This window comes from Pseudoalteromonas sp. XI10 (assembly GCF_001469895.1).
Lineage (GTDB): Bacteria > Pseudomonadota > Gammaproteobacteria > Enterobacterales > Alteromonadaceae > Pseudoalteromonas.
Genome location: NZ_LOPY01000061.1, coordinates 64,613 through 84,088, shown reverse-complemented (window position 1 = coordinate 84,088; position 19,476 = coordinate 64,613). Strand labels below are relative to the sequence as shown.

20 protein-coding genes are annotated in these 19,476 nt (G+C 37.3%); 16 read left to right on the top strand and 4 right to left on the bottom strand.

Annotation, left to right across the window (positions count from 1 at the left end; all coding sequences use genetic code 11):
- The first annotated feature begins 13 nt into the window (after nt 1-13).
- The 14 genes from fliD to AUR67_RS18925 all read left to right on the top strand — a co-directional run bounded on the left by fliD (nt 14) and on the right by AUR67_RS18925 (nt 13,258).
- Nucleotides 14-1,420 carry a flagellar filament capping protein FliD gene (gene fliD, locus AUR67_RS18990; RefSeq protein WP_058586412.1) on the top strand — a complete coding sequence of 469 codons (1,407 nt, stop codon included), beginning with the start codon at nt 14-16 and terminating at the stop codon, nt 1,418-1,420.
- Nucleotides 1,421-1,446: 26 nt separating this feature from the next.
- Complete coding sequence (fliS, locus tag AUR67_RS18985; RefSeq protein ID WP_058586411.1) at nt 1,447-1,875, top strand: flagellar export chaperone FliS; 429 nt, start codon at nt 1,447-1,449, stop codon at nt 1,873-1,875.
- Nucleotides 1,865-2,140, top strand: coding sequence for a hypothetical protein (locus tag AUR67_RS18980; RefSeq protein WP_058586410.1), 276 nt, complete (start codon nt 1,865-1,867; stop codon nt 2,138-2,140). The genes fliS and AUR67_RS18980 overlap by 11 nt, the downstream gene beginning before the upstream one ends.
- The gene (locus tag AUR67_RS18975; protein ID WP_058586409.1) at nt 2,133-4,241 is read left to right on the top strand and encodes a 6-hydroxymethylpterin diphosphokinase MptE-like protein; all 2,109 of its coding nucleotides are present in this window, start codon (nt 2,133-2,135) and stop codon (nt 4,239-4,241) included. Before AUR67_RS18980 ends, AUR67_RS18975 begins: the two co-directional genes overlap by 8 nt.
- Nucleotides 4,241-4,726 (top strand): GNAT family N-acetyltransferase, encoded by a 486-nt coding sequence (locus tag AUR67_RS18970; RefSeq protein ID WP_058586408.1) that lies wholly within the window; start codon nt 4,241-4,243, stop codon nt 4,724-4,726. Before AUR67_RS18975 ends, AUR67_RS18970 begins: the two co-directional genes overlap by 1 nt.
- Before the next feature lie 116 nt (nt 4,727-4,842).
- Nucleotides 4,843-6,168, top strand: coding sequence for an aminotransferase class III-fold pyridoxal phosphate-dependent enzyme (locus AUR67_RS18965; RefSeq protein ID WP_058586407.1), 1,326 nt, complete (start codon nt 4,843-4,845; stop codon nt 6,166-6,168).
- Nucleotides 6,169-6,930, top strand: coding sequence for a cytidylyltransferase domain-containing protein (locus tag AUR67_RS18960; RefSeq protein ID WP_058586406.1), 762 nt, complete (start codon nt 6,169-6,171; stop codon nt 6,928-6,930).
- Nucleotide 6,931: 1 nt separating this feature from the next.
- Nucleotides 6,932-7,987 carry a pseudaminic acid synthase gene (gene pseI / locus AUR67_RS18955; RefSeq protein WP_058586405.1) on the top strand — a complete coding sequence of 352 codons (1,056 nt, stop codon included), beginning with the start codon at nt 6,932-6,934 and terminating at the stop codon, nt 7,985-7,987.
- 2 nt (nt 7,988-7,989) lie between these two features.
- Nucleotides 7,990-9,351 (top strand): NAD(P)-binding protein, encoded by a 1,362-nt coding sequence (locus AUR67_RS18950; protein ID WP_058586404.1) that lies wholly within the window; start codon nt 7,990-7,992, stop codon nt 9,349-9,351.
- A complete protein-coding gene (locus tag AUR67_RS18945; protein WP_152996550.1) occupies nt 9,323-10,297 on the top strand; it encodes a glycosyl transferase in 975 nt (324 codons plus the stop codon). The genes AUR67_RS18950 and AUR67_RS18945 overlap by 29 nt, the downstream gene beginning before the upstream one ends.
- 1 nt (nt 10,298) lies before the next feature.
- Nucleotides 10,299-10,973: a class I SAM-dependent methyltransferase gene (locus AUR67_RS18940; protein WP_058586402.1), complete on the top strand. Its 675-nt coding sequence runs from the start codon at nt 10,299-10,301 to the stop codon at nt 10,971-10,973.
- Nucleotides 10,964-11,893, top strand: a complete 930-nt coding sequence (locus AUR67_RS18935) for a DegT/DnrJ/EryC1/StrS family aminotransferase (RefSeq protein ID WP_058586401.1) — start codon at nt 10,964-10,966, stop codon at nt 11,891-11,893. The genes AUR67_RS18940 and AUR67_RS18935 overlap by 10 nt, the downstream gene beginning before the upstream one ends.
- Entirely contained in the window at nt 11,880-12,521 is a 642-nt protein-coding gene (locus AUR67_RS18930) for a class I SAM-dependent methyltransferase (protein WP_152996549.1), read from the top strand. Before AUR67_RS18935 ends, AUR67_RS18930 begins: the two co-directional genes overlap by 14 nt.
- Complete coding sequence (locus AUR67_RS18925; RefSeq protein WP_058586400.1) at nt 12,518-13,258, top strand: WbqC family protein; 741 nt, start codon at nt 12,518-12,520, stop codon at nt 13,256-13,258. The genes AUR67_RS18930 and AUR67_RS18925 overlap by 4 nt, the downstream gene beginning before the upstream one ends.
- Here the strand turns inward: AUR67_RS18925 and AUR67_RS18920 are convergent.
- From AUR67_RS18920 to pseB, 3 genes are read right to left on the bottom strand one after another with little or no spacing between them, the layout of a single operon-like run.
- On the bottom strand, nt 13,255-14,115 hold the full coding sequence (locus tag AUR67_RS18920) for an aldo/keto reductase (RefSeq protein WP_058586399.1): 861 nt from the start codon (nt 14,113-14,115) through the stop codon (nt 13,255-13,257). The genes AUR67_RS18925 and AUR67_RS18920 overlap by 4 nt on opposite strands.
- Nucleotides 14,112-15,275 carry a UDP-4-amino-4,6-dideoxy-N-acetyl-beta-L-altrosamine transaminase gene (gene pseC / locus AUR67_RS18915; protein WP_058586398.1) on the bottom strand — a complete coding sequence of 388 codons (1,164 nt, stop codon included), beginning with the start codon at nt 15,273-15,275 and terminating at the stop codon, nt 14,112-14,114. Before pseC ends, AUR67_RS18920 begins: the two co-directional genes overlap by 4 nt.
- Nucleotides 15,276-15,283: 8 nt before the next feature.
- The gene (gene pseB / locus AUR67_RS18910; RefSeq protein ID WP_058586397.1) at nt 15,284-16,285 is read right to left on the bottom strand and encodes a UDP-N-acetylglucosamine 4,6-dehydratase (inverting); all 1,002 of its coding nucleotides are present in this window, start codon (nt 16,283-16,285) and stop codon (nt 15,284-15,286) included.
- Between the two features lie 193 nt (nt 16,286-16,478).
- Between pseB and AUR67_RS18905 the strand changes: the two genes are divergently transcribed.
- Entirely contained in the window at nt 16,479-17,264 is a 786-nt protein-coding gene (locus AUR67_RS18905; RefSeq protein WP_058586396.1) for a flagellin, read from the top strand.
- A gap of 142 nt (nt 17,265-17,406) precedes the next feature.
- Nucleotides 17,407-18,846 carry a sigma-54 dependent transcriptional regulator gene (locus AUR67_RS18900; RefSeq protein WP_058586395.1) on the top strand — a complete coding sequence of 480 codons (1,440 nt, stop codon included), beginning with the start codon at nt 17,407-17,409 and terminating at the stop codon, nt 18,844-18,846.
- Nucleotides 18,847-18,879: 33 nt separating this feature from the next.
- On the opposite strand, the gene AUR67_RS18895 is transcribed toward AUR67_RS18900, so the two are convergent.
- Nucleotides 18,880-19,467, bottom strand: a complete 588-nt coding sequence (locus tag AUR67_RS18895) for a DNA-3-methyladenine glycosylase I (RefSeq protein WP_058586394.1) — start codon at nt 19,465-19,467, stop codon at nt 18,880-18,882.
- Between the last annotated feature and the right edge of the window lie 9 nt (nt 19,468-19,476).

Genomic DNA, 19,476 nt, shown 5'->3' with positions numbered 1-19,476 from the left:
TAGGAGTATTATAATGGCATCAATTACATCTGCAGGAGTAGGCTCTGGTCTTGATCTAGAAAGCATCATCAGTGCGACACTATCAGCTGAAAATACTCCAAAAATGAATGCTTTTGTTAAAAAAGAAGAATCGCTTCAGGTTGAGTTATCGGCTTTAGGTGAAGTGAAATCAGCGTTATCGAAACTGCAAGATACAGTCGAGAAGCTTGCTGACCCTGATAACTTTGATAAACGAATTGCTAACATCAAGCAGCCTACTAGTGATGATGGTGATTTAATCTCGGTAACTCCAACTTCAGATATTACCCCAGGGGACTTCAACATAGAAGTTGTTGAGCTTGCACAGGGTAGTCGCGCAACTTCCAATGATGGTCTATTTACCTCAACAGATGATGTTGTCACAGCTTCTGGCGGTACTTTATCTTTTGCTGCTGGTGATAAGAGCTTTGATATAACACTTGATGCTGGTGCAACTCTTGCTGACTTACGTGATGCTATTAACGATTCTGATCTTAACTTTGGTGTTACTGCTAATATTATTAATACAGGCACAGAGTCTAAGCTTGTTTTTACTTCGAATGTAACAGGCACTGGTAATGATCTAGTTATTACTAACGACAATGCTGAGCTAGATAATGTTTCTACTTTAGCAAACGATGGTGTTAGTGCTGGCGGGATAGCTATCGCTTCTGGTAATGAAGCCAAAGACGCGACAATAAAGGTTGATGGTATCACTATCACCAATGACACCAACACATTCAAAGATGCTGTTCAAGATATGACAATTACGGCTAAACGCCAAAGTGTTGACGGTGAAACTGCCAAATTGTCTGTCGAGTATGACAGGGAGAGTATAACTACACTGGTTGATGAGTTAATTGCAAATTACAACAATGTAGTAGGCCAACTAGGTTTTCAATCAAGAGTAGGTAAACCTTTAAATAGCGATGCTACAATCAGGTCTTTAAGTTCACAATTAGTAAATACACTCTCAACTAATTTGTCTGATGCAGGCCCATTTACCAGTATTTTTGATATAGGTTTAGGTGTTGATAAAGAAGGTTACCTTGAAAAGTCGAGCTTAGTTCGTAGTTTAAATGAAGCGATGGATGATAACTTTGACAACATTGGCAAAGCTTTTGCAGGTGAAAACGGCGTTGCTAAACAGTTCGAGGCCTTACTTAATAATTACGTAGACTCTGATGGTATCATAAAGCAGCGTGAAGAAAGCTTGAATGGCCAATTAGATGAGCTAGAAGATGATGTTTTAAATCACCAATATAGAATGGAAGAGCTCGAAACTCGATTAAGGCAGCAATATTCAGGGTTAGATGTTTTGCTTGCGCAAATGCAATCAACGCAAACTTATCTGAGTTCGCAACTTGCTAGTTTACCTGGTTTCACTAAGTCTAGCAGTTAATTTTCAGCGATAAAAAGGTAGAAAGTATGTACAACGCTAAAGTTAAGAATTATCAAAAAGAGGCTCTTAAAACCCGAGTAGCTGGTGCTGACCGTTACGAAATCATTCAAATGTTAATGGCTGGTGCCATTGAAAAAATGGTGCTTGCGAAAGTGGCTATTGAAAAAAAGCACCTTGAAGCTAAAAGTGAGCATTTATCAAAAGCGTCAGCTATTTTAGAGGCATTAAGAGGGTGTTTAGATTTTGAAGTTGGCGGTGAAGTCACTGAAAATCTTTATGCATTGTATTCTTATATGATTGACCGTTTACTAGATGCAAGTATTAAAAATGATCCTGAAATAGTGATAGAAGTTTCTAACTTGCTAAAAGAGATCAAGTCAGCTTGGGACGCAATCCCACATGATATAAGAGAACAAACATTAAACGAAAATGGTGTTGATGCCAATGTCGGCTGATTTTGAAAAGTTGTTCTCTGATTTTGCTTCTGCAATTGAATCAAACGAGGTTGAAAAATCACTTAAGATAGATGAAGAGATAAAAACTTTATTTTCTAACTCTATAGATAGAGAGCACTTCAAAAGTGATGAAGATATTTTAAATGTAGTAGAGCAACATAAAGCACTAATCGAGCAAGTTATTGCTAAAAAAAAATCAACTGTTAAGCAGTTAGCTCAGTTCCAAAAAAATCAGAAAAACTTGAAGAAGTACCAAAATGTCTGAACCATCTCAACAGCAACAAATTGAAGAAATTGAAGCGCAGCTAAAAGGCATTTCAGAAAAAGATAAAAGAGATGCACTTTTTGCAGAAGAAGCAAATAAAAGATTTGAAAATAATATAAATGCCTTCAAAAAGTATTTTCCAGAGATCGCAACGAAATTCTTATCACATCAACCTTCAGAGAAGTTTAATTTATTTCTTAATGAAAATGGTACTGCTAACTTTGTTGATTATGACACTGGTGTACCACTTTACGGTGAAGATCCTTTAGCACAGTCCAAATCCCAAATTGAGCAAATGTTTAAAAATCCTATTATGGGAAAAGTCGATCATAGCCGAGTTGAGTTTTTAAAGAATGAAACAAACTTTGTTCATATTGATTTAATGAAATCTATAGGACGAGTTTACAACAATGCTAGCCAAAATTTAGGAGAAAATAAGGCTGTTGATGAGCGAGTGCCTAGCGCAATTATATTTGGTGTTGGCTTAGGCTATTATCTAAATAACTTTTTTGACAAGTTTATTGCTGATTACATCAGTATTTTTGAGCCAAATGAAGACTATTTTTTCGCAAGTTTATTCACCTTTGATTGGCAGTCATTTCTCCAAAAAGTCGATGACTCAGGCAGCTTTCTGTATTTTGCTATTGGAGTATCTGAAAGTGAAATGTACGAAGCGTTACATGATAGAGCAAACCAGATAGGTGCGTTTAGTGTTGCCTCTGCACTTTTCTTTCAACATTATCCCTCAGAAGCTGTTAATAGACTCATAGCTGAATTTAAAGGAAACTTTCATCAGTTTTTTATGGGGTGGGGCTTTTTTGATGATGCTTTGTTAAGTATTGCTCATACCGTTGAAAACAGTCACAAGCCTGTTAACTTATTAAAGCCAGAAAATAAAATATCACCTGATTTTAATCAATTTCCTATCTTTATAGTTGCGAACGGGCCTTCTCTTGATAAAGACATTGAGGTGATAAAAAAATATCAAAAAGATGTCATTGTTGTTGCATGTAATTCAGCGACCACTTCTTTACTAAATCACGGTATTGTTCCTGATTTTCACGTTGCTCTTGAAAGAACAAAAGCAACAGAAGACTTTTTAGTCGCATTTGTGCCTGAACAAACTCGACAAGAAATAAACTTACTTGTTTTAAATGTAATGTACCCAGGTGTTTTGGACCTTTTTGGTTGGTGTGGCGTAGCTTTAAAAGGGAACGAAGCTGGTACATCGTTGTTTCATATTACTGAATATTTAAAAAATAACCGCATAACAACAACGATAGGGTTTAGTAACCCGCTTGTTGGTAACACTGCGTTAAGCTTTTTTGGCAGCATGGAGTTTAAGAACATTTATCTTTTTGGTGCAGATAATGGTTATAAAGATCCTAACCATCACCATTCAAAAGGGAGTTATTACTATTCTGGAGAAGGTAAAACGATTCATGCTCCATTAAAAATGGGTGGAGAGTTGGTCGTTCCTGGTAATTTTGGTGGTGAAGTCATTACTGATCACTTTATGCACACCGGTAAAGTTCAAATGGAGCGTTTTTTAGAGTCAAAGTTAGGAACAGGTTTAAATTGCTATAACTGTAGTGATGGTACTGCCATAAAAGGAAGTATGCCATTATTATCAGAAGACATCTTTATTGAGTCTACGAACGTCAGTAAGCATGAGGTTATAAGTTTTATCAAAGCAGAGCCGTTCAAATCACTAGAGCAGAATATTAATCTAGAAGAGTTCCTAGACTTCGATGAGTTTGAACAGTTATGTAATGTTATGGCTGAAATCTTAGACTCTGAAATTAATAATCGAGCAGATGCATTACAACAATTATTAAAGAGCCTGCGTTACTTATTTTCATTTAAAAACCACCCTCGCTTTACTCACCTTTACCTTCTTTTAGAAGGTGAGTCTTTGTATGTAACTTCGGTATTAATTTCATTACTTTACAACTTCGGTGATGACAAAGAAATTATCCCTTATTATCAAGAAGCCAAGGAACTGTGGAAAGACTTCATTCTTGAAGCCCCTAATCAATACAGAACAAGATGGAATGTATTGAGTGACTATAGCTTCGACTACTCTAAGCCTTCAGTTTAATGAATACATCAATCTCTACCAACCGCTTCAATTTGAGATTGTTAAATGAATCAGATGCATCTGAACGCTACTTAAGTTGGTTTGAAGACAAGATGAGTAAGCAATACATTGCTTACTCATCTTCCTCAATAAGCTCATTAAGAGAGTATATAAACTCAAAAAATACGGCTTCTGATTGTATTCTTTGGGGGATATTTTTTGAGGGCAATCATATCGGTAATATTAAATACGAGCCAATAGACCAAAAAAGTGGACAAGCCACAATGGGGATACTAATCGGTGAGCCAGCTTGGCGAGGTAAAGGAGTTGCAGCTGAAGTCATAACTGCAACTGCACGCTGCTTGATGGAACAGCTATCTATTAGTGAAATCATTTTAGGTGTTGATGCTAACAATATTCCCGCGATCAAGAGTTATGAAAAATTAGGTTTTCGTACTTTTGATAAGAAAGATCAAGGTATTTACATGCGTTGGTTGCTTTCATAAATTACTACTTTATTTTGTAGATACCTTGCCGATAACCTATATATGGGAATTTATTATCTCTATAATATTCCTAAACAAATCGATATTATCTAATCATATTCTTCTAGGGGTATTTCATGACCTTAAAAAATAACTCTGGTGCAAAGCTTTGGCAACAAGCAAAAAAAATTATCCCTGGAGGTAATCAGCTATTATCAAAGCGCGCTGAAATGTTTCTCCCGGAGCAATGGCCTGCTTACTATAAAAAATCAAAAGGTTGTGAAGTTTGGGATTTAGACAACAATCATTACTACGATTTTTCTATTATGGGAATTGGAACTAGCTCTCTTGGCTATGCTAACGATGAGATTAATGACGCTGTTATTTCTGCTATTCAAGATGGTTCGATGAGTAGTTTAAACTGTTTTGAAGAAGTTGAACTAGCAAGACAATTGATTGACCTGCATCCTTGGTCAGGAGCTGTTCGCTTCACACGTACTGGTGGTGAATCTTGTACTTTAGCAATTCGAATCGCTCGTGCTTTTAGTAAGAAAGAAACCGTGGCATTTTGTGGTTACCATGGTTGGCATGATTGGTATTTAGCTACAAATATTAGTGATAGTGAAAATTTAGATGAGCAACTATTACCAGGACTAAAACCTGCAGGTGTGCCAAAGCAATTACACAACACTGCTATTCCTTTTAAAGAAGGTGATATTGAAGGTTTCAAAGCTATTGTCGAAAAGCATCGTGATAGATTAGGTGTTGTGATGATGGAAGTGTTCAGGCATGGCCAACCAAATGTTGAATTTTTAAAAGAAGTTAAAGCAATTGCACGTGAAAATAATATAGTGGTTGTTTTCGACGAAATTTCTTCAGGATTTAGATTAAATACAGGCGCATCACACCTCTTAACTGAGGTAGAACCAGATATTTGTGTACTAGGTAAAGCGCTAGGTAACGGGCACCCTATTGGGGCAATTATAGGTCGCTCAGAAGTAATGGATGCTGCACAGCAATCTTTTATTAGTAGCTCTTACTGGACTGAAAGAGTTGGTTTTGTTGCTGCGCTTAAAACATTGGAAATTTTTAAACGTGACAATGTACCTCTTAAGCTTAATGAAATTGGTAAAAAACTCAAAAAACAAATATTAGATGCATCAGCTAAAGCTGGTTTTGATTTAAAAATTATTGGTATTGATAGCGTGCCGATATTTATTTTTCCGACAGATCAAGCATTAGCACTTAAAACTTTGTTCACTCAAGAGATGCTAAAAAGAGGCTTCTTAGCCAGTAATGTAATTTATCTTTCCATTGCCCATAGTGAAGAGATATGTGAAAAGTATATTTCTGCTATCTCTGAAGTTTTTAACCTATTGCAAGGTGCACTTGATAGTAACCAAGATATTGCCAGCTTAATAGATGGGCCTGTTTGCCATAGTGGTTTTCAAAGGTTAAATTAGATGGCTAAAGTAATAGCATTCATACAAGCTCGAATGGGGTCTTCGAGACTACCAAACAAGGTTCTTAAAAATATTAATGGTAGGCCTGTGATCGTTCAAGTTGTTGAGCGGCTAAAAAAGGCTTCTTGTATTGATGATACTGTTTTACTTACATCGACTAATCAAGAGAACGATGAATTATGCCTTGTTGCTAAAGAGCATGGGATTAAATACTTTAGAGGACCAGAAGAGAACGTATTACAAAGGTTTCAGCTCGCGACCGAGCTTTACCCCTGTGAATTCGTAATTCGTATTACAGGTGATACGCCTTTTGTTGATGCTGATATTTGTGAGCGGTTGTGTACTAAAGTAATAGATGAAAATGCTCAGTATGGTTTTTTAAGTGAAATGTTTGCAGAAGGCGTTGACTGTGAAGTTGTAGAAACAAAGGCGTTAAAAGGGCTTGTTTTAGAAGCACTGAGGCCATCTGAATTAGAACATGTCACCTTGCATCTCTATGAAAATAAAGAACAGCAATATCGAGTTACTGAATTGAATAATGACACTGATGATAGTCATTATCGGTTTACTTTAGATACACCAGAAGATTGGCAAGTTATAAATGCGATTGCTGATGCGAATGATGATACTCTAAATGTAACCTATCAACAGATAAAAGCATTTCTAGACAGCCACCCTGAAGTGAAAGCCATCAATGCTCAAATAGTTCGTAATGAGGGGCTTCTAATTTCCCTTAAAAACGAACAACAAGATAGAGAATAATATGAAAATTAATGGAAAAAAAATAGATTCCACTAGTCCTTGTTATATTATTGCTGAAATGTCGGCGAACCACGGCGGAAGTTTAGAAAAAGCAAAAGAAATAATAAGAGAAGCCAAACAATCTGGCGCAGATGCTATTAAGCTGCAGACCTATACAGCAGATACAATCACTCTTGATTGCGATAAACCTGATTTCTGCTTACCTAGCGATAATCCATGGCAATCGCATGTTTCATTGCATTCTTTATATCAAAAAGCATATACGCCTTGGGAGTGGCATAAAGAGTTATTTGCTGAAGCAAAGCGTTGTAATATTGATATTTTTTCTTCACCCTTTGACTTTTCTGCAGTTGATCTTCTAGAAGAATTAGGTGCACCTGTTTATAAAATAGCCTCTCCAGAAATTACAGATATCCCTCTTTTACAATATGTCGCAAAAACTGGAAAGCCAGTAATTTTATCAACAGGAATAGCAAATCTTGAAGATATTGAACTTGCAGTTGAAGTGCTGAGGAAGAATGGTTGTAAAGAGCTCGCAATCTTAAAGTGTACTACAGCTTACCCTACGCCTTTAGATGAGTGTAATTTAGCGACAATTGCAGATATAAAGGATCGCTTTAATTGCCTTGCAGGACTTTCTGATCATACACAAGGGATAATCTCTCCTGTTGTGAGTGTAACTCTTGGGGCTAAAATCATCGAAAAGCACTTCATTTTAGATAAAAGTGATGATTCAGTAGATGCCTTTTTCTCGTTAGATAAAAATGAATTTAGTCAATTGGTATGTGCTGTAAGAGATGCTGAGAAGGCGCTTGGTAATGTTGATTATTCAATAACTGAGTCAGCACAAAAAAATATTTTAGCTCGACGTTCTTTGTACTTTGCTAAACCACTTGACGAAGGTGATGTTATTACTGCTAATGACATAAAGTCAGTTAGGCCAGGGTTTGGGCTTCATACTAAATATTACGATCAAGTTATTGGTAAACAAATTAGTAGAAAAGTCGAAATTGGTGACCGTGTAAGCTTTGATGTACTAGATAATATCGGTGATTAGTTATGAAAACATGTATTGTTGTAGGTGGTGGCGTCTGTGGCCTCACCGCGAGTATATTACTAAAAAAAAGATATGATCGAGTTTTGTTGGTTGAGCAAGGTACTGCAGTCGGAGGTTTGCTAAGTTCAGTCAAAGATGACAAAGGTAATATTTATGACCAGGGAACTCATATTCCAGTTACAACTGGAATACAGGAGGTTGATGATATTCTCTTTAACTTTGAGAATAATGAAATACAGTGGCATCAATTTCAACGCCTTGAAACAGGAAACTATTTCGCTGGTTCTTGGGACTTAGAAACACAAACTATTGATGCCAGAAAGTTAAATAAAGATGTTTATCACATAGGTATTGGTGAGTTTTTATCTTCTGTTCTGCCAAGTTCTGCAATGGATATAGAAACATATTTGGAAGAAACTCTAGGGCCAACGTTTTATGAAAACTTGGCGATGCCAGTTATCAATAAGTTGTACGGAAAGGATGTCGATAAAAAACGTTTATCCACGAGCACTAGTATCAACTACTTTGGTGCTAATAGGATAAAAGCATTTGATGAAAACTTAACGAGAATATTAAAACAACATCCTGAAATAGATAAAAAGTTAGGCTTTCATAAAAGTAGTGAATATGACACATATTTAAAAGAAAATAATTTTTCGATGCCATATTACTTTTATCCAAATACTGATGGAGTTCAGTTATGGATATCAGAGCTCGTGAATAAAGCACAGGCTTTAGGCGTTGAAATTATCACTAACACTCAAGTAAAAAAAATATTTGAATCAAATGGTAAAATCGACTCTGTAGAACTAAGTAACAGTGATGTAATTAACACTGAACTTGTTTTTTGGAGCGCACCTCCTGTTTTTGCATTACATGCGGGAGAATTACCTATTCATAGCTATCGGCCTACGTTCCGAACTGCTTATATCTTGCATGCAACATTTGATAAACCCCTCAATAATAATAAATCTCACTATTTATGGAACTGGGATCCAAGCTCTGAAATTTTTAGAATCACTCTTTATGATAATTTACGAACAGAGAAAACTCACTCTGTATCTGCTGAGGTGCTTAGAGATAAAAGTGAAGCTGAGTTTACTTTAAATGAAGGTGTAGAAGATCTAAGGAATATGGGGTTGGTTGCTGAAGATGCTTCTATAAAAAGTGGCTTTGTCCAGCAAATTGAAAATACTTTCCCTGTACCTACAAAGGAATTTGCAGAAGCGACTGAAGTTAATTATCAGACTCTAACGTCTGCATACAGTAATATACTTGTTTCTGGTAGATTTAGCGGGCGTTGTTGGCTTTTACATGACGTTCTTAGGTTTGCATATGAAGATATCAATAACTATGCGAACTAAAGCTAAGTATATTTTTTATTGCAACGCATCGAAAAGTACTGGTTTAGGGCATTTATCAAGGAGTCTAAACATTGCCAGACAAATAAGTGTTCTATCGAACAGCCCTAAAGTTTATTTTTATGGTAACTACGACTTATTTGCTGAGCAAAAAATTTGTTTTTACTCTTTTAAAGTACTAAAGGAACTGCGCGATGCTGAAAACACAACTATTATTTGTGATAGCTACGATTTTTCTCAACAACATCTGCTCAATTTAAAGCGTGCTGGTTTTAAGTTATGTGTTATTGATGACTTTAATCAATACAACTTTGATTTTGTTAACCTTCTTATTAATTTTCGTTTGAATGCTGATTCATTTTATCAAACTACTAATCCTAGCTGCTTAGGTGTGAATTATTTTTCATTTTCACCCGAGCTAGTTGCCTTAAGGGAAGAAAAATTAGCATTACCATATAAAAATGAAATTGAAAAAGTGCTTATTTTTATAGGGGGTTACGACGCTTTTGGTGTTGGTGTAAAAGTTATTGCGGCTTTGGACCAAGTTTTTACTGGTATCGACTTTACTCTTATAGATAAAGAAAAGCCGCAACTCAATGTTGAAAATAATAAGGTAGAAATAGTAGGGTTTACTGAAGATATTTCGAGTTACTTTGCTGATAGTGATTTAATCATTAGTGGTGGAGGGTTAACTAAATATGAAGCTGGATTTTGTTTAATACCTAATTGTTCTATTTCGCAAACACGCGAACAACATCAAGATACTTTAGAATTAGCCAAAAATAATTTAACTTACGATTTAGGTCTGGCTGAAGATGCAAGTGTTGATAAGTTAAATCAAGGGATAACCAGTTTCATCAAGCAAAAAACAAAACAAGTAAATTCATTTGTTGAAACTTATAATACTTATTCAACGCGAAACTTAGCACTTGAAATTATGAAGGTTTGAAATGAACGAATTTGAATCGAAACAAGCTGAATGGGATTCAATAGCAAATGCAAGTGCTGACTTCAAAGAACAGGTTGGACGCCCATTCGAAGATAGTGCTTGGCTTGCACTGAGTGCAGATGTATTAAGTAAGCTAGAGTTAAACTCAGCCTCTAAAGGTAATGTTTTGGATGTAGGCTGTGGTAATGGTTTGTTGCTCTCTAAGATAGCTAATAATTTTAACGAATTAGTGGGGGTTGATTACTCTGAATCTATGGTAGACAAAGCAAAAATGTTGTTGCCAGATGGAGCATTCACTCAGTCAGAAGCAAATAGTTTAAGATTCAAGAATAATTATTTTGATAGAGTGCTTTGCTACAGCATTTTTCACTACTTTCCTTCATATGACTATGCTCTAGAAGTGATATTAGAAATGATTCGAGTGACAAAGCCTGGCGGCTTGATTCTATTAGGAGATATTCTTGATGCGAACTTTGAGTCAGAAATTAAAGGAAATAGTGACTTAGAATATGAAAAAACGATACCTCTGATACACCGTTATTCGCAGTGGCGCTTTTATAACTTTAAAAAATTAATCGATGATTTAGCAGCATATACAACAAAAGTAGAAGTATTGACTCAGCCAGAAACCTTCGTGCTTGCTACATACCGAAAGGATATTAGAATTTGGGTTTAGACGAGTTAGAAAAAGAGTTAGCGGGTTACTTTGTTCGAAATCATGCCATCTTAACCCGCTCAGGCAGTTTTGCAATTATCACAGCTCTTAAATGCGCAGGTTTAGAGCAAGGTAGTAAGGTAGTCATGCCTGCAAGTTGTTGTCCCATTGTTTTATTCTCTATTCAAATGGCTGGTTATTCAGTTGTGCTAGCTGATGTTTCACTAAGCTCTCTTTCTATGGAAGTTGAACAAATTGAATCAGTAATGGATGATGATATTTCGGCCATTCTTGCTGTTCATGGGTATGGCCACTTTTGCGCAATTGATGAAATTACTGATTATGCTAAGCGAAAAGGTGTCATTTTAATTGAAGATGCTTGCCTTGCGTATGGCGGCAAATTTAAAGGCCGTCCAATAGGGAGCTTTGGTGATTTCTCAGTAATTAGTTTTGGCTATGATAAGCCTATTAGCCAAAACTATGGTGGAGCATTAATGACAAATTGTCAGACTTTTGCTGACAGGGCTAGAGACTTCTTAGATGATAATAAAATGGCTCAATTTTCTGATCTTATCCAAATAACTCATGTATTAGAAGGTTTAAAAAAGCTAGATAAATTAACAGCCATCAGAAAGTCGAACATTGCTTTTATAGAGCAAACTGTTTCTAATGAAAAATTTAAAAGGCTTAAGTACAATCCTGAAATAACGTATTGGCGATACCCTTTATTTATTGAAAATAGAGAGCGATTTTTAAATGCAGCCAAGCAACAAAACATATTGTTCACTAGCCACTACCGCTCTTTAGGCCTTCTGCAAACTCAAGGTTATTACCCGAATGCGGAAGAAATCGGAAATAAAATTGTAAATTTGTTTGTTCAGCCTGCTACGCCTAAAACTCAATTAACTAACATGGTGAGATTTATAAATGACTACAGGTAAGAGTGAAAGCCTAAAAAGTTATTATCAAGGTTTATATGCTAAATTTGGGAATAGTCACCAATCTGTTCAGCATGTTTCTAAAGAAGCTCAAAATGTTAGGTTTAAAATTTTTCTTGAGCAAATATCAAACAAAAGCCGGGTTGTTGATCTAGGTTGTGGACTTGGAGATATGTTGGCATTTTTCCGTGATAATGGATTTACAGGGGATTATTTGGGTTTAGACTTTGTCCCGGAGTTTATTCATTCTGCCGAAAAAAAATTTTCGGACGATAGAAAGTCTAAATTTAAACTGTTTGATATCTACAGTGATGCTATGCCACTTGGCTATGATCACGTTTTAATCAGTGGTGTTTTTAATAACAAAACAACTGATAATTTTTCGTTTATGAAAAGCGCTCTTACTAAAAGTTTTGCTGCATGTGAAAAGTCCATTATTTTTAATGCGTTATCAACTTATGTAGAGTATGAAGATCCTACTTTATTTTATATAGATCCCATGGTTATTTTTGACATGTGCAAGCAAGAAATGACTCCCTTTGTGAATTTAAAGCATGACTATGTCACAAAAATTGGTGGGTATCCTTACGAGTTTACTTTGAGCCTATACAAAGAGGGCTTCAGTGTATGATTTTAAGTGTAATGCAGCCGACTTATTTACCATGGCTAGGTTACTTTGCATTGATACAAAGCGCAGATAAGTTTGTGTTTCTTGATGATGTAAAATTAGAGAAAAGTGATTGGCATATCAGAAATAGAATAAAGGCTAAAAATCAACCCTTGATGCTTAGTTGTCATGTATCAACACCGAATGGGAGATCAGCGGCCACTATTGAAAACACCTCATTTGTAAAAGAAACAGTTTGGAAGAAAAAGCACTTAAAAAGTATTTATGAAAACTATAATAAAACTGACTATTTTGAAGAGCTATTCCCAATCCTTTCATCGGTGTTTGAAAAAGATAACTTAAATACTGTAGCTCAGTTTAATATAGCTCTTATTAAGGCTCTAATGGATTATATCGGTATTAGCACGCCAACTTACATATCTTCAAAAATATCTAATGTTGAAGGCGTAAAAGATAGCCGGTTAGTTTCCTTATGTAACATATTAGACTGTAACGTTTACTTGTCGCCGATGGGAGCAAAAAATTATATTGAAGAATTTACGCCTGGTGGGCAACTGGTAAAAAATAATATAGATGTTTACTATCAAAACTTTGAGCACCCTGAATACATTCAAAGAAATGGTAGTTTTGAGTCGCATTTAAGCGCGATTGATAGTTTGTTTAATGTCGGCCCAAATAAGACTGCAGAGCTAATCAAAAACTCTACAAAGCAAGCGCTTCACTACAGTGATTTTTACTAACTGAGCTGCCATTTGGCAGGATTTATAAAACTTTCGTCTTCGATAGCAAGTTCGTTAAAAAATACATTTGGTTCTAACTTGCTGTCTAACGCTTGTAAAATCTCTTCCAGCTGGGCTTCGCTGTTAACACCTATGACAACTTTATCAATTGATTCAATACCAACAACGTAGTTAATAGCCAGTGCTAAAGGTGTCATGTTTAAACGCTTAGCCATATGATGAAAAATCTCAAGGGACTGTTTTATTGGGTTAAAATATTCAGGCCACTCACCTTCAGACATCAATAGTAAGCCTTGCAAAAAAGCTGAACGAGTGTGAACTTCAACTTTATTTTTTTTAAACTTTTTCAATAAATCTGCTGTTAAAAAACGTTGATCAAATATATTTGCAGGTAGCTGGATTAAATCAATTTGCTCTAAAATAGGTTCGCTAATCTGGTTAGGTGAGTAAACCGATAAGCCTACTTTGGCTACTTTATTGTCAGCTTTAAGATTGTATAAAACATTTAAAAGGCTTGGGTATTTCTTTAAATCGTCAGCGTTATGTAAAAGTAGCCCATAAATAGCGTTTAAATGTAAGTCGGTAAGTGTATGCTCAAGGCAAGAGTGAACCCACTCTTCTTCATTACATGAATTAGGTAAAGGTTTTACTTTACTCACGATGTTGAAATCATCAATAGCGCAATTGCCTAAAACAGCTTCAGCATCACCGTAGGCTGCAGCAGTATCAATCGTATTTAACGAAGCACTTTTTGCTAGCTTTAAGATCCGCTTAACTTCATCGGTCTTAGTTTTCCCTGAACGGTTACTCACACCGTAATTCAAGCCAAATTGCACTGTACCTAGAGCAAGCTTCATACTAAACCAATCAATGTATCGATAACGAATTGCTGCTCATCTGCTGTCATAGTTGGGTGCAGAGGAATAGTAACAGCCTGTTTGTAGTAAGTTTCTGCATTTGGATAATCACCTTCCGAAAAGCCTAAAGCTTGATAATAAGGCTGTAAATGGATCGGTATATAATGCAAGTGAGCAATAACTCCTTGCTCGCGCATACCTGTAATGACTGACTTGTGTTTTTCTACGTTACATTGGGTTAAACGAACAATATATAAATGGTAGCTAGAGTAACAATCATCCGATAGTGTTAAATGAGCTAGCGCTGAATTTGCAAACGCATGGTTATATGTTGTTGCAATGTCGTTTCTCACTGATACAAAGTTGTCTAGCTGCTTTAACTGACTCAGTCCTAAAGCGGCTTGCATATCAGTCATTCTATAATTAAAACCAAGCTCTAACTGTTGATAATACCAAGGGCCGTGACTTAGCTCGGTCATTTCTTCAGGAATATTAGTAATACCATGGCTTCGCAAGCGGCTCATTTTTTTGTTGAGCTCAGCACAGTTGGTAACCGCCATCCCCCCTTCAGCAGATGTAATTATCTTGACTGGATGAAAGCTAAACACAGTAATATCTGAATAAATACAGCTGCCAACAGGCTTATCTTTGTACTTCGCGCCAATAGCATGCGAGGCATCTTCAATAACCTTAAAACCATACTCTTTGGCAAGTGCATTGATTGCTGACATATCGCATGACTGACCAGCTAAATGAACAGGGATCACGACTTTAGGAAGTTGCTGGCTTTGTTTGGCTAACGTTAGCTTTTCTTGAAGCGCTGCAACAGACATATTGCCTGTTTCAAGGTCGATATCAACAAAATCGATGTCTGCGCCACAATACAGGGCGCAGTTACTCGATGCGACAAAGGAGATTGGCGACGTCCATACAATGTCACCTTTACCTACGCCTAAAGCAAGGCAAGCAATATGTAACGCTGAAGTCGCACTGTTAGTGGCACAGGCATAGTGAGCATCACAATATTCTGCAATGGCACTTTCAAATGCTGGAACAGCAGGGCCCTGTGTTAACCAGTCAGACTTTAATACATCAATTACGGCATTGATGTCTTCTTGCGAAATACTTTGTTTGCCGTAAGGAATTACCTTATTCGTCATAATAAATTTTACAATAATGCTTGAACATTGAAGTTTTTAATTTCTTCAATACTCATATATTCAGGGTTATCAAGCGAGTTATACTCGAAACCTTGGGTAACTTTTTTGCCTTTTTCACCAATAGCATTCACAGTAAAATCATTGCTACGACTACTGAATTTTATACCCGGAGCGATAACAAAGTGGTCGCTATATTCGTACGTTTCAAAGCATAAGTCGGCCGGGCACATGACCTCATGTAACTTTTCACCTGGGCGAATACCTATAACCTTAATTGGTAAGTCAGGTGCCATTGCTTTAGCAAGGTCAGTAATACGAATTGAAGGGATCTTCGGAACGAAAATTTCGCCGCCTAACATACGCTCAAAGTTAGTTAAAACAAAATCAACACCTTGTTGCAGGCTAATCCAAAAGCGAGTCATTTCTTCATGAGTAATTGGTATATGGTCGCGGCCTTGGTCGATAAACTTTTGGAAAATAGGCACAACAGAGCCACGCGAACACACTACGTTACCGTATCTTACTACTGAAAAAGTTGTTTTATGGCCGCCAGCAATATTATTAGCAGCAACAAATAACTTGTCTGATGCAAGTTTTGTCGCACCATATAAGTTGATTGGATTCGCGGCTTTATCAGTCGACAGTGCAATGACTTTTTCTACGTTATTATCAAGGGCGGCGTCAATTACATTCTCTGCGCCATTGATATTAGTTTTGATGCACTCCATTGGGTTGTATTCAGCGGCTGGAACTTGTTTTAATGCTGCTGCGTGAATCACATAGTTCACGCCGCGCATAGCACGGCGAAGCCTTTCTTTATCGCGTACATCACCAATAAAATACCTCATACACGGTTGGTCAAACTCTTGCTGCATTTCAAACTGTTTGAGTTCGTCACGCGAAAAGATAATGATCTTTTTTGGCTTATAGCGTTCTAGAAGCGTTTTGACGTATTTTTTACCGAATGAACCGGTACCACCGGTAATTAAAATTGTTTTATTGTCGAACATAGTGTTACCCGAGTTATTTTTCATTGGCGTTTGATACGCAAAGTGAGAATTTTGACACAATTCTCAGTAATTTAACTATTAACTAATACACTAGCAAGTCAGATGCCAAGTTAATTTATCTAAACCATGGTACAAAGTACAAAATTTGGCAAATTAAGCTATAATTTAAGCAATCTGTTTGTCGGAGGCCGCCATGAAAATTCAATCACCCAATACCGGGTTTTTAAACCAAACTCAGCAAACGGGTAATAAGCTTACTGAGCAACTAGCATCAGGTAAAAAAGTAAACTCAGCGGCAGATGATGCCGCTGCACTGCAAATTATTGATCGATTAACATCGCAGCAAGATGGCTACAGTCAAGCAATTAACAATGCTTACGACGGCATTTCTTACTCGCAAGTTACAGAGTCAAATCTATCTGGTGTAAATGATGCCGTTTCTCGCATTCGAGAGCTGTCTATTCAAGCGGGTAATGGTGCGCTCACAGACAGTGATAGAGCAGCACTTCAAGAAGAAGTGTCGCAATTGCAAACGCAAATTTCAGAAACATTCGAAAATGCCACATTCGGTGGTAAACCTTTATTTGATGGTGAGCAAGTGTCGTTTCAAGTTGGTCCTGATGCCAACACCACACAATCAGTGACGCTATCTGATGGCAGTATTGCTTCAGTTATTGCAGGAATCGATATTTCAACCCAAGCAGGAGCTCAAGCTGCGATTGATATTAGCGACCAAGCAGCTGAAGAAATTAACACCCAAAGAGCTGAGCTAGGCGCTTTTCAAAACACCTTAACGAGTACGATAAAAGGTTTAGGCAACCAGCGAGAGAATCTTGCTGCAAGCCAAAGCCGAATAGAAGATACTGACTATGCAAAAGCTGTGTCTGATCAAGTAGCTAATGATATTATATCGCAAGCATCGATTGCCTTACGTGGTCAGGCAAATCGTTCTGCCGAATCTATATTAGGTTTACTTTAATTCTTTAGTATTAAATTTTAGTGCTAAGTGACTATTTTTTGGCGTTGATGTCAATAAATTGCCGCTTAGCGCTTGCATCCCTCCTAAACTCGCTTACAATTTAGAAATTAACTAACCTCGTGGTAACTGTGGTTCGCCAATAATGATCTTAATTTTAGACAATAATAATAATCGTGCGATAGGTTTACATGCAGCACTTACCTTCATAGGTGAAACTGCACAATTAGTTGATGAGACTTCATTACAGTCTTTTTGTGAAAAACATCAACAGCAAGAATGCATGGTCATTCTTGGTGCTTTACAGCAGCTAAATCACGAGGCTGTGATCAAACAGTTTCCTGCCATTCCGTTTTTATTAATTGGTGAAACACTCAAACCGTTACTAAGCATTGCTAATGTAGTTGGTTTAATTTGTGAGCCTTTTAACCATGATGTTACTACTCAGCTATTGCATGATTGTCAGCAATATCAGCGCATGCTACCGGGTGACCATAAACAAGCTAAATCTAACAAATCGTTTGATGGTTTAGTCGGTGAAACCGAAGCCGTAAAAGATGTGCGCTTTTTAATTGAGCAAGTAGCAAAAACCGATGCAAATGTGTTGATCTTAGGTGAGTCAGGCACAGGTAAAGAAGTTGTTGCACGCAACGTTCATTTACTCTCTAAACGCAATACCGGGCCATTTGTGCCGGTAAACTGTGGTGCTATCCCAGGCGAGCTTCTTGAAAGTGAGCTATTTGGCCATGAAAAGGGTGCTTTTACGGGCGCTATTTCTGCACGAAAAGGGCGTTTTGAACTAGCGCAAGGCGGCACGCTGTTTCTAGATGAAATTGGTGATATGCCTTTGCAAATGCAGGTTAAACTACTGCGTGTGTTGCAAGAGCGTAGCTATGAGCGAGTAGGGGGTACTAAGCCTATTCAAGCGGATGTACGCATTATTGCTGCGACTCATCGTAACCTTGAAGAGATGATTGAACAGGGTGACTTCCGTGAAGACCTTTTTTATCGTTTAAACGTGTTTCCAATTGAAAATCCTTCGCTTAGTGAACGTGCCGAGGACATTCCTCTACTTTTAAAAGAGCTAATGCGTCGTGTGAACGAGCAAAGTGGCACAACGGCCAAATTTACTGAGCGTGCGATTCAAAGCTTAAAAGAGCATGCGTGGCCGGGGAATATTCGTGAGCTTGCTAACTTAGTTGAGCGCATGGTAATCATGTTTCCTGATAAAGTGGTTGATGTGCCAGACCTGCCAGCTAAATATCGTTATATTGAAGTTGAGGCTTATGAGCCTGAGTACCCAGAAGAGTTGATGGAGCGAGATGCTTTCAACGATATTTTCAGTACTGGCTTTAGTGATTATGATGATGAAGAACCTGATGTACCAGCAACAACGGTTGACTCAGGCTTACTACCAGATGAAGGCATTGAGCTCAAAGAGTATCTTGCTGAGCTAGAAATCAGCTTAATCAGCCAAGCATTAGAGCGCTATGATTACGTTGTTGCACGTGCAGCAGAAATTTTAGGTGTTCGCCGCACCACACTGGTCGAAAAAATGAAAAAATATAACCTAACGCGCGACTAAGCCGCGTTAGGTGTCTTCCTCGGTTTTATCTATTTAATATTCACTAATTATCTCAGCTTTTCTAAAGCAATCATTGCTATGGTCATTTACCATGCCACAGGCCTGCATGTGGGCATACACTGTAGTCGGGCCTAAAAACTTAAAACCGCGCTTTTTTAAATCTTTGGCGAATGCTGTAGAGGCTTCAGTAATAGCAGGGTAATCCTCTAATTTATCAAGATTGTTTACCAATGGCTTGCCACCAACAAACTGCCATTGGTAATTTGAGAAACTGCCAAACTCTTTTTGAATCTCAATAAAACGTTGCGCATTATTGATAGTGGCACTGATTTTAGCGCGATTACGAATAATACCTTCAAACTGCATTAATCGTTCGACGTCGTCTTCGGTCATTTTGGCAACCTCTTCGACAACAAAGTTTTTGAAGGCACTGCGATAGCCATCACGCTTTTTAAGAATGGTATACCAACTCAGTCCCGCTTGTGCTGACTCTAAGGTTATAAACTCAAATAAGCGGTGATCATCATACAATGGCACCCCCCATTCTTGGTCATGATAAGCCACATAATCTTCTTTGCTAGTATCGAGCCATGGGCAACGACAATGGTGTTCTTTTTGCATTATTCCCTC

What these genes read in the sequence shown, in the direction of transcription:
- pseC (WP_058586398.1), bottom strand. Translation starts at nt 15,275, where the DNA reads ATGACGAATAAGGTAATTCCTTACGGCAAACAAAGTATTTCGCAAGAA.
- pseB (WP_058586397.1), bottom strand. Translation starts at nt 16,285, where the DNA reads ATGTTCGACAATAAAACAATTTTAATTACCGGTGGTACCGGTTCATTC.
- fliS (WP_058586411.1), top strand. Translation starts at nt 1,447, where the DNA reads ATGTACAACGCTAAAGTTAAGAATTATCAAAAAGAGGCTCTTAAAACC.
- AUR67_RS18930 (WP_152996549.1), top strand. Translation starts at nt 11,880, where the DNA reads ATGACTACAGGTAAGAGTGAAAGCCTAAAAAGTTATTATCAAGGTTTA.
- pseI (WP_058586405.1), top strand. Translation starts at nt 6,932, where the DNA reads ATGAAAATTAATGGAAAAAAAATAGATTCCACTAGTCCTTGTTATATT.
- AUR67_RS18975 (WP_058586409.1), top strand. Translation starts at nt 2,133, where the DNA reads ATGTCTGAACCATCTCAACAGCAACAAATTGAAGAAATTGAAGCGCAG.
- AUR67_RS18970 (WP_058586408.1), top strand. Translation starts at nt 4,241, where the DNA reads ATGAATACATCAATCTCTACCAACCGCTTCAATTTGAGATTGTTAAAT.
- AUR67_RS18920 (WP_058586399.1), bottom strand. Translation starts at nt 14,115, where the DNA reads ATGAAGCTTGCTCTAGGTACAGTGCAATTTGGCTTGAATTACGGTGTG.
- AUR67_RS18900 (WP_058586395.1), top strand. Translation starts at nt 17,407, where the DNA reads ATGATCTTAATTTTAGACAATAATAATAATCGTGCGATAGGTTTACAT.
- AUR67_RS18895 (WP_058586394.1), bottom strand. Translation starts at nt 19,467, where the DNA reads ATGCAAAAAGAACACCATTGTCGTTGCCCATGGCTCGATACTAGCAAA.
- AUR67_RS18940 (WP_058586402.1), top strand. Translation starts at nt 10,299, where the DNA reads ATGAACGAATTTGAATCGAAACAAGCTGAATGGGATTCAATAGCAAAT.
- AUR67_RS18925 (WP_058586400.1), top strand. Translation starts at nt 12,518, where the DNA reads ATGATTTTAAGTGTAATGCAGCCGACTTATTTACCATGGCTAGGTTAC.
- AUR67_RS18965 (WP_058586407.1), top strand. Translation starts at nt 4,843, where the DNA reads ATGACCTTAAAAAATAACTCTGGTGCAAAGCTTTGGCAACAAGCAAAA.
- AUR67_RS18905 (WP_058586396.1), top strand. Translation starts at nt 16,479, where the DNA reads ATGAAAATTCAATCACCCAATACCGGGTTTTTAAACCAAACTCAGCAA.
- AUR67_RS18960 (WP_058586406.1), top strand. Translation starts at nt 6,169, where the DNA reads ATGGCTAAAGTAATAGCATTCATACAAGCTCGAATGGGGTCTTCGAGA.
- AUR67_RS18945 (WP_152996550.1), top strand. Translation starts at nt 9,323, where the DNA reads ATGAAGATATCAATAACTATGCGAACTAAAGCTAAGTATATTTTTTAT.
- fliD (WP_058586412.1), top strand. Translation starts at nt 14, where the DNA reads ATGGCATCAATTACATCTGCAGGAGTAGGCTCTGGTCTTGATCTAGAA.
- AUR67_RS18980 (WP_058586410.1), top strand. Translation starts at nt 1,865, where the DNA reads ATGTCGGCTGATTTTGAAAAGTTGTTCTCTGATTTTGCTTCTGCAATT.
- AUR67_RS18950 (WP_058586404.1), top strand. Translation starts at nt 7,990, where the DNA reads ATGAAAACATGTATTGTTGTAGGTGGTGGCGTCTGTGGCCTCACCGCG.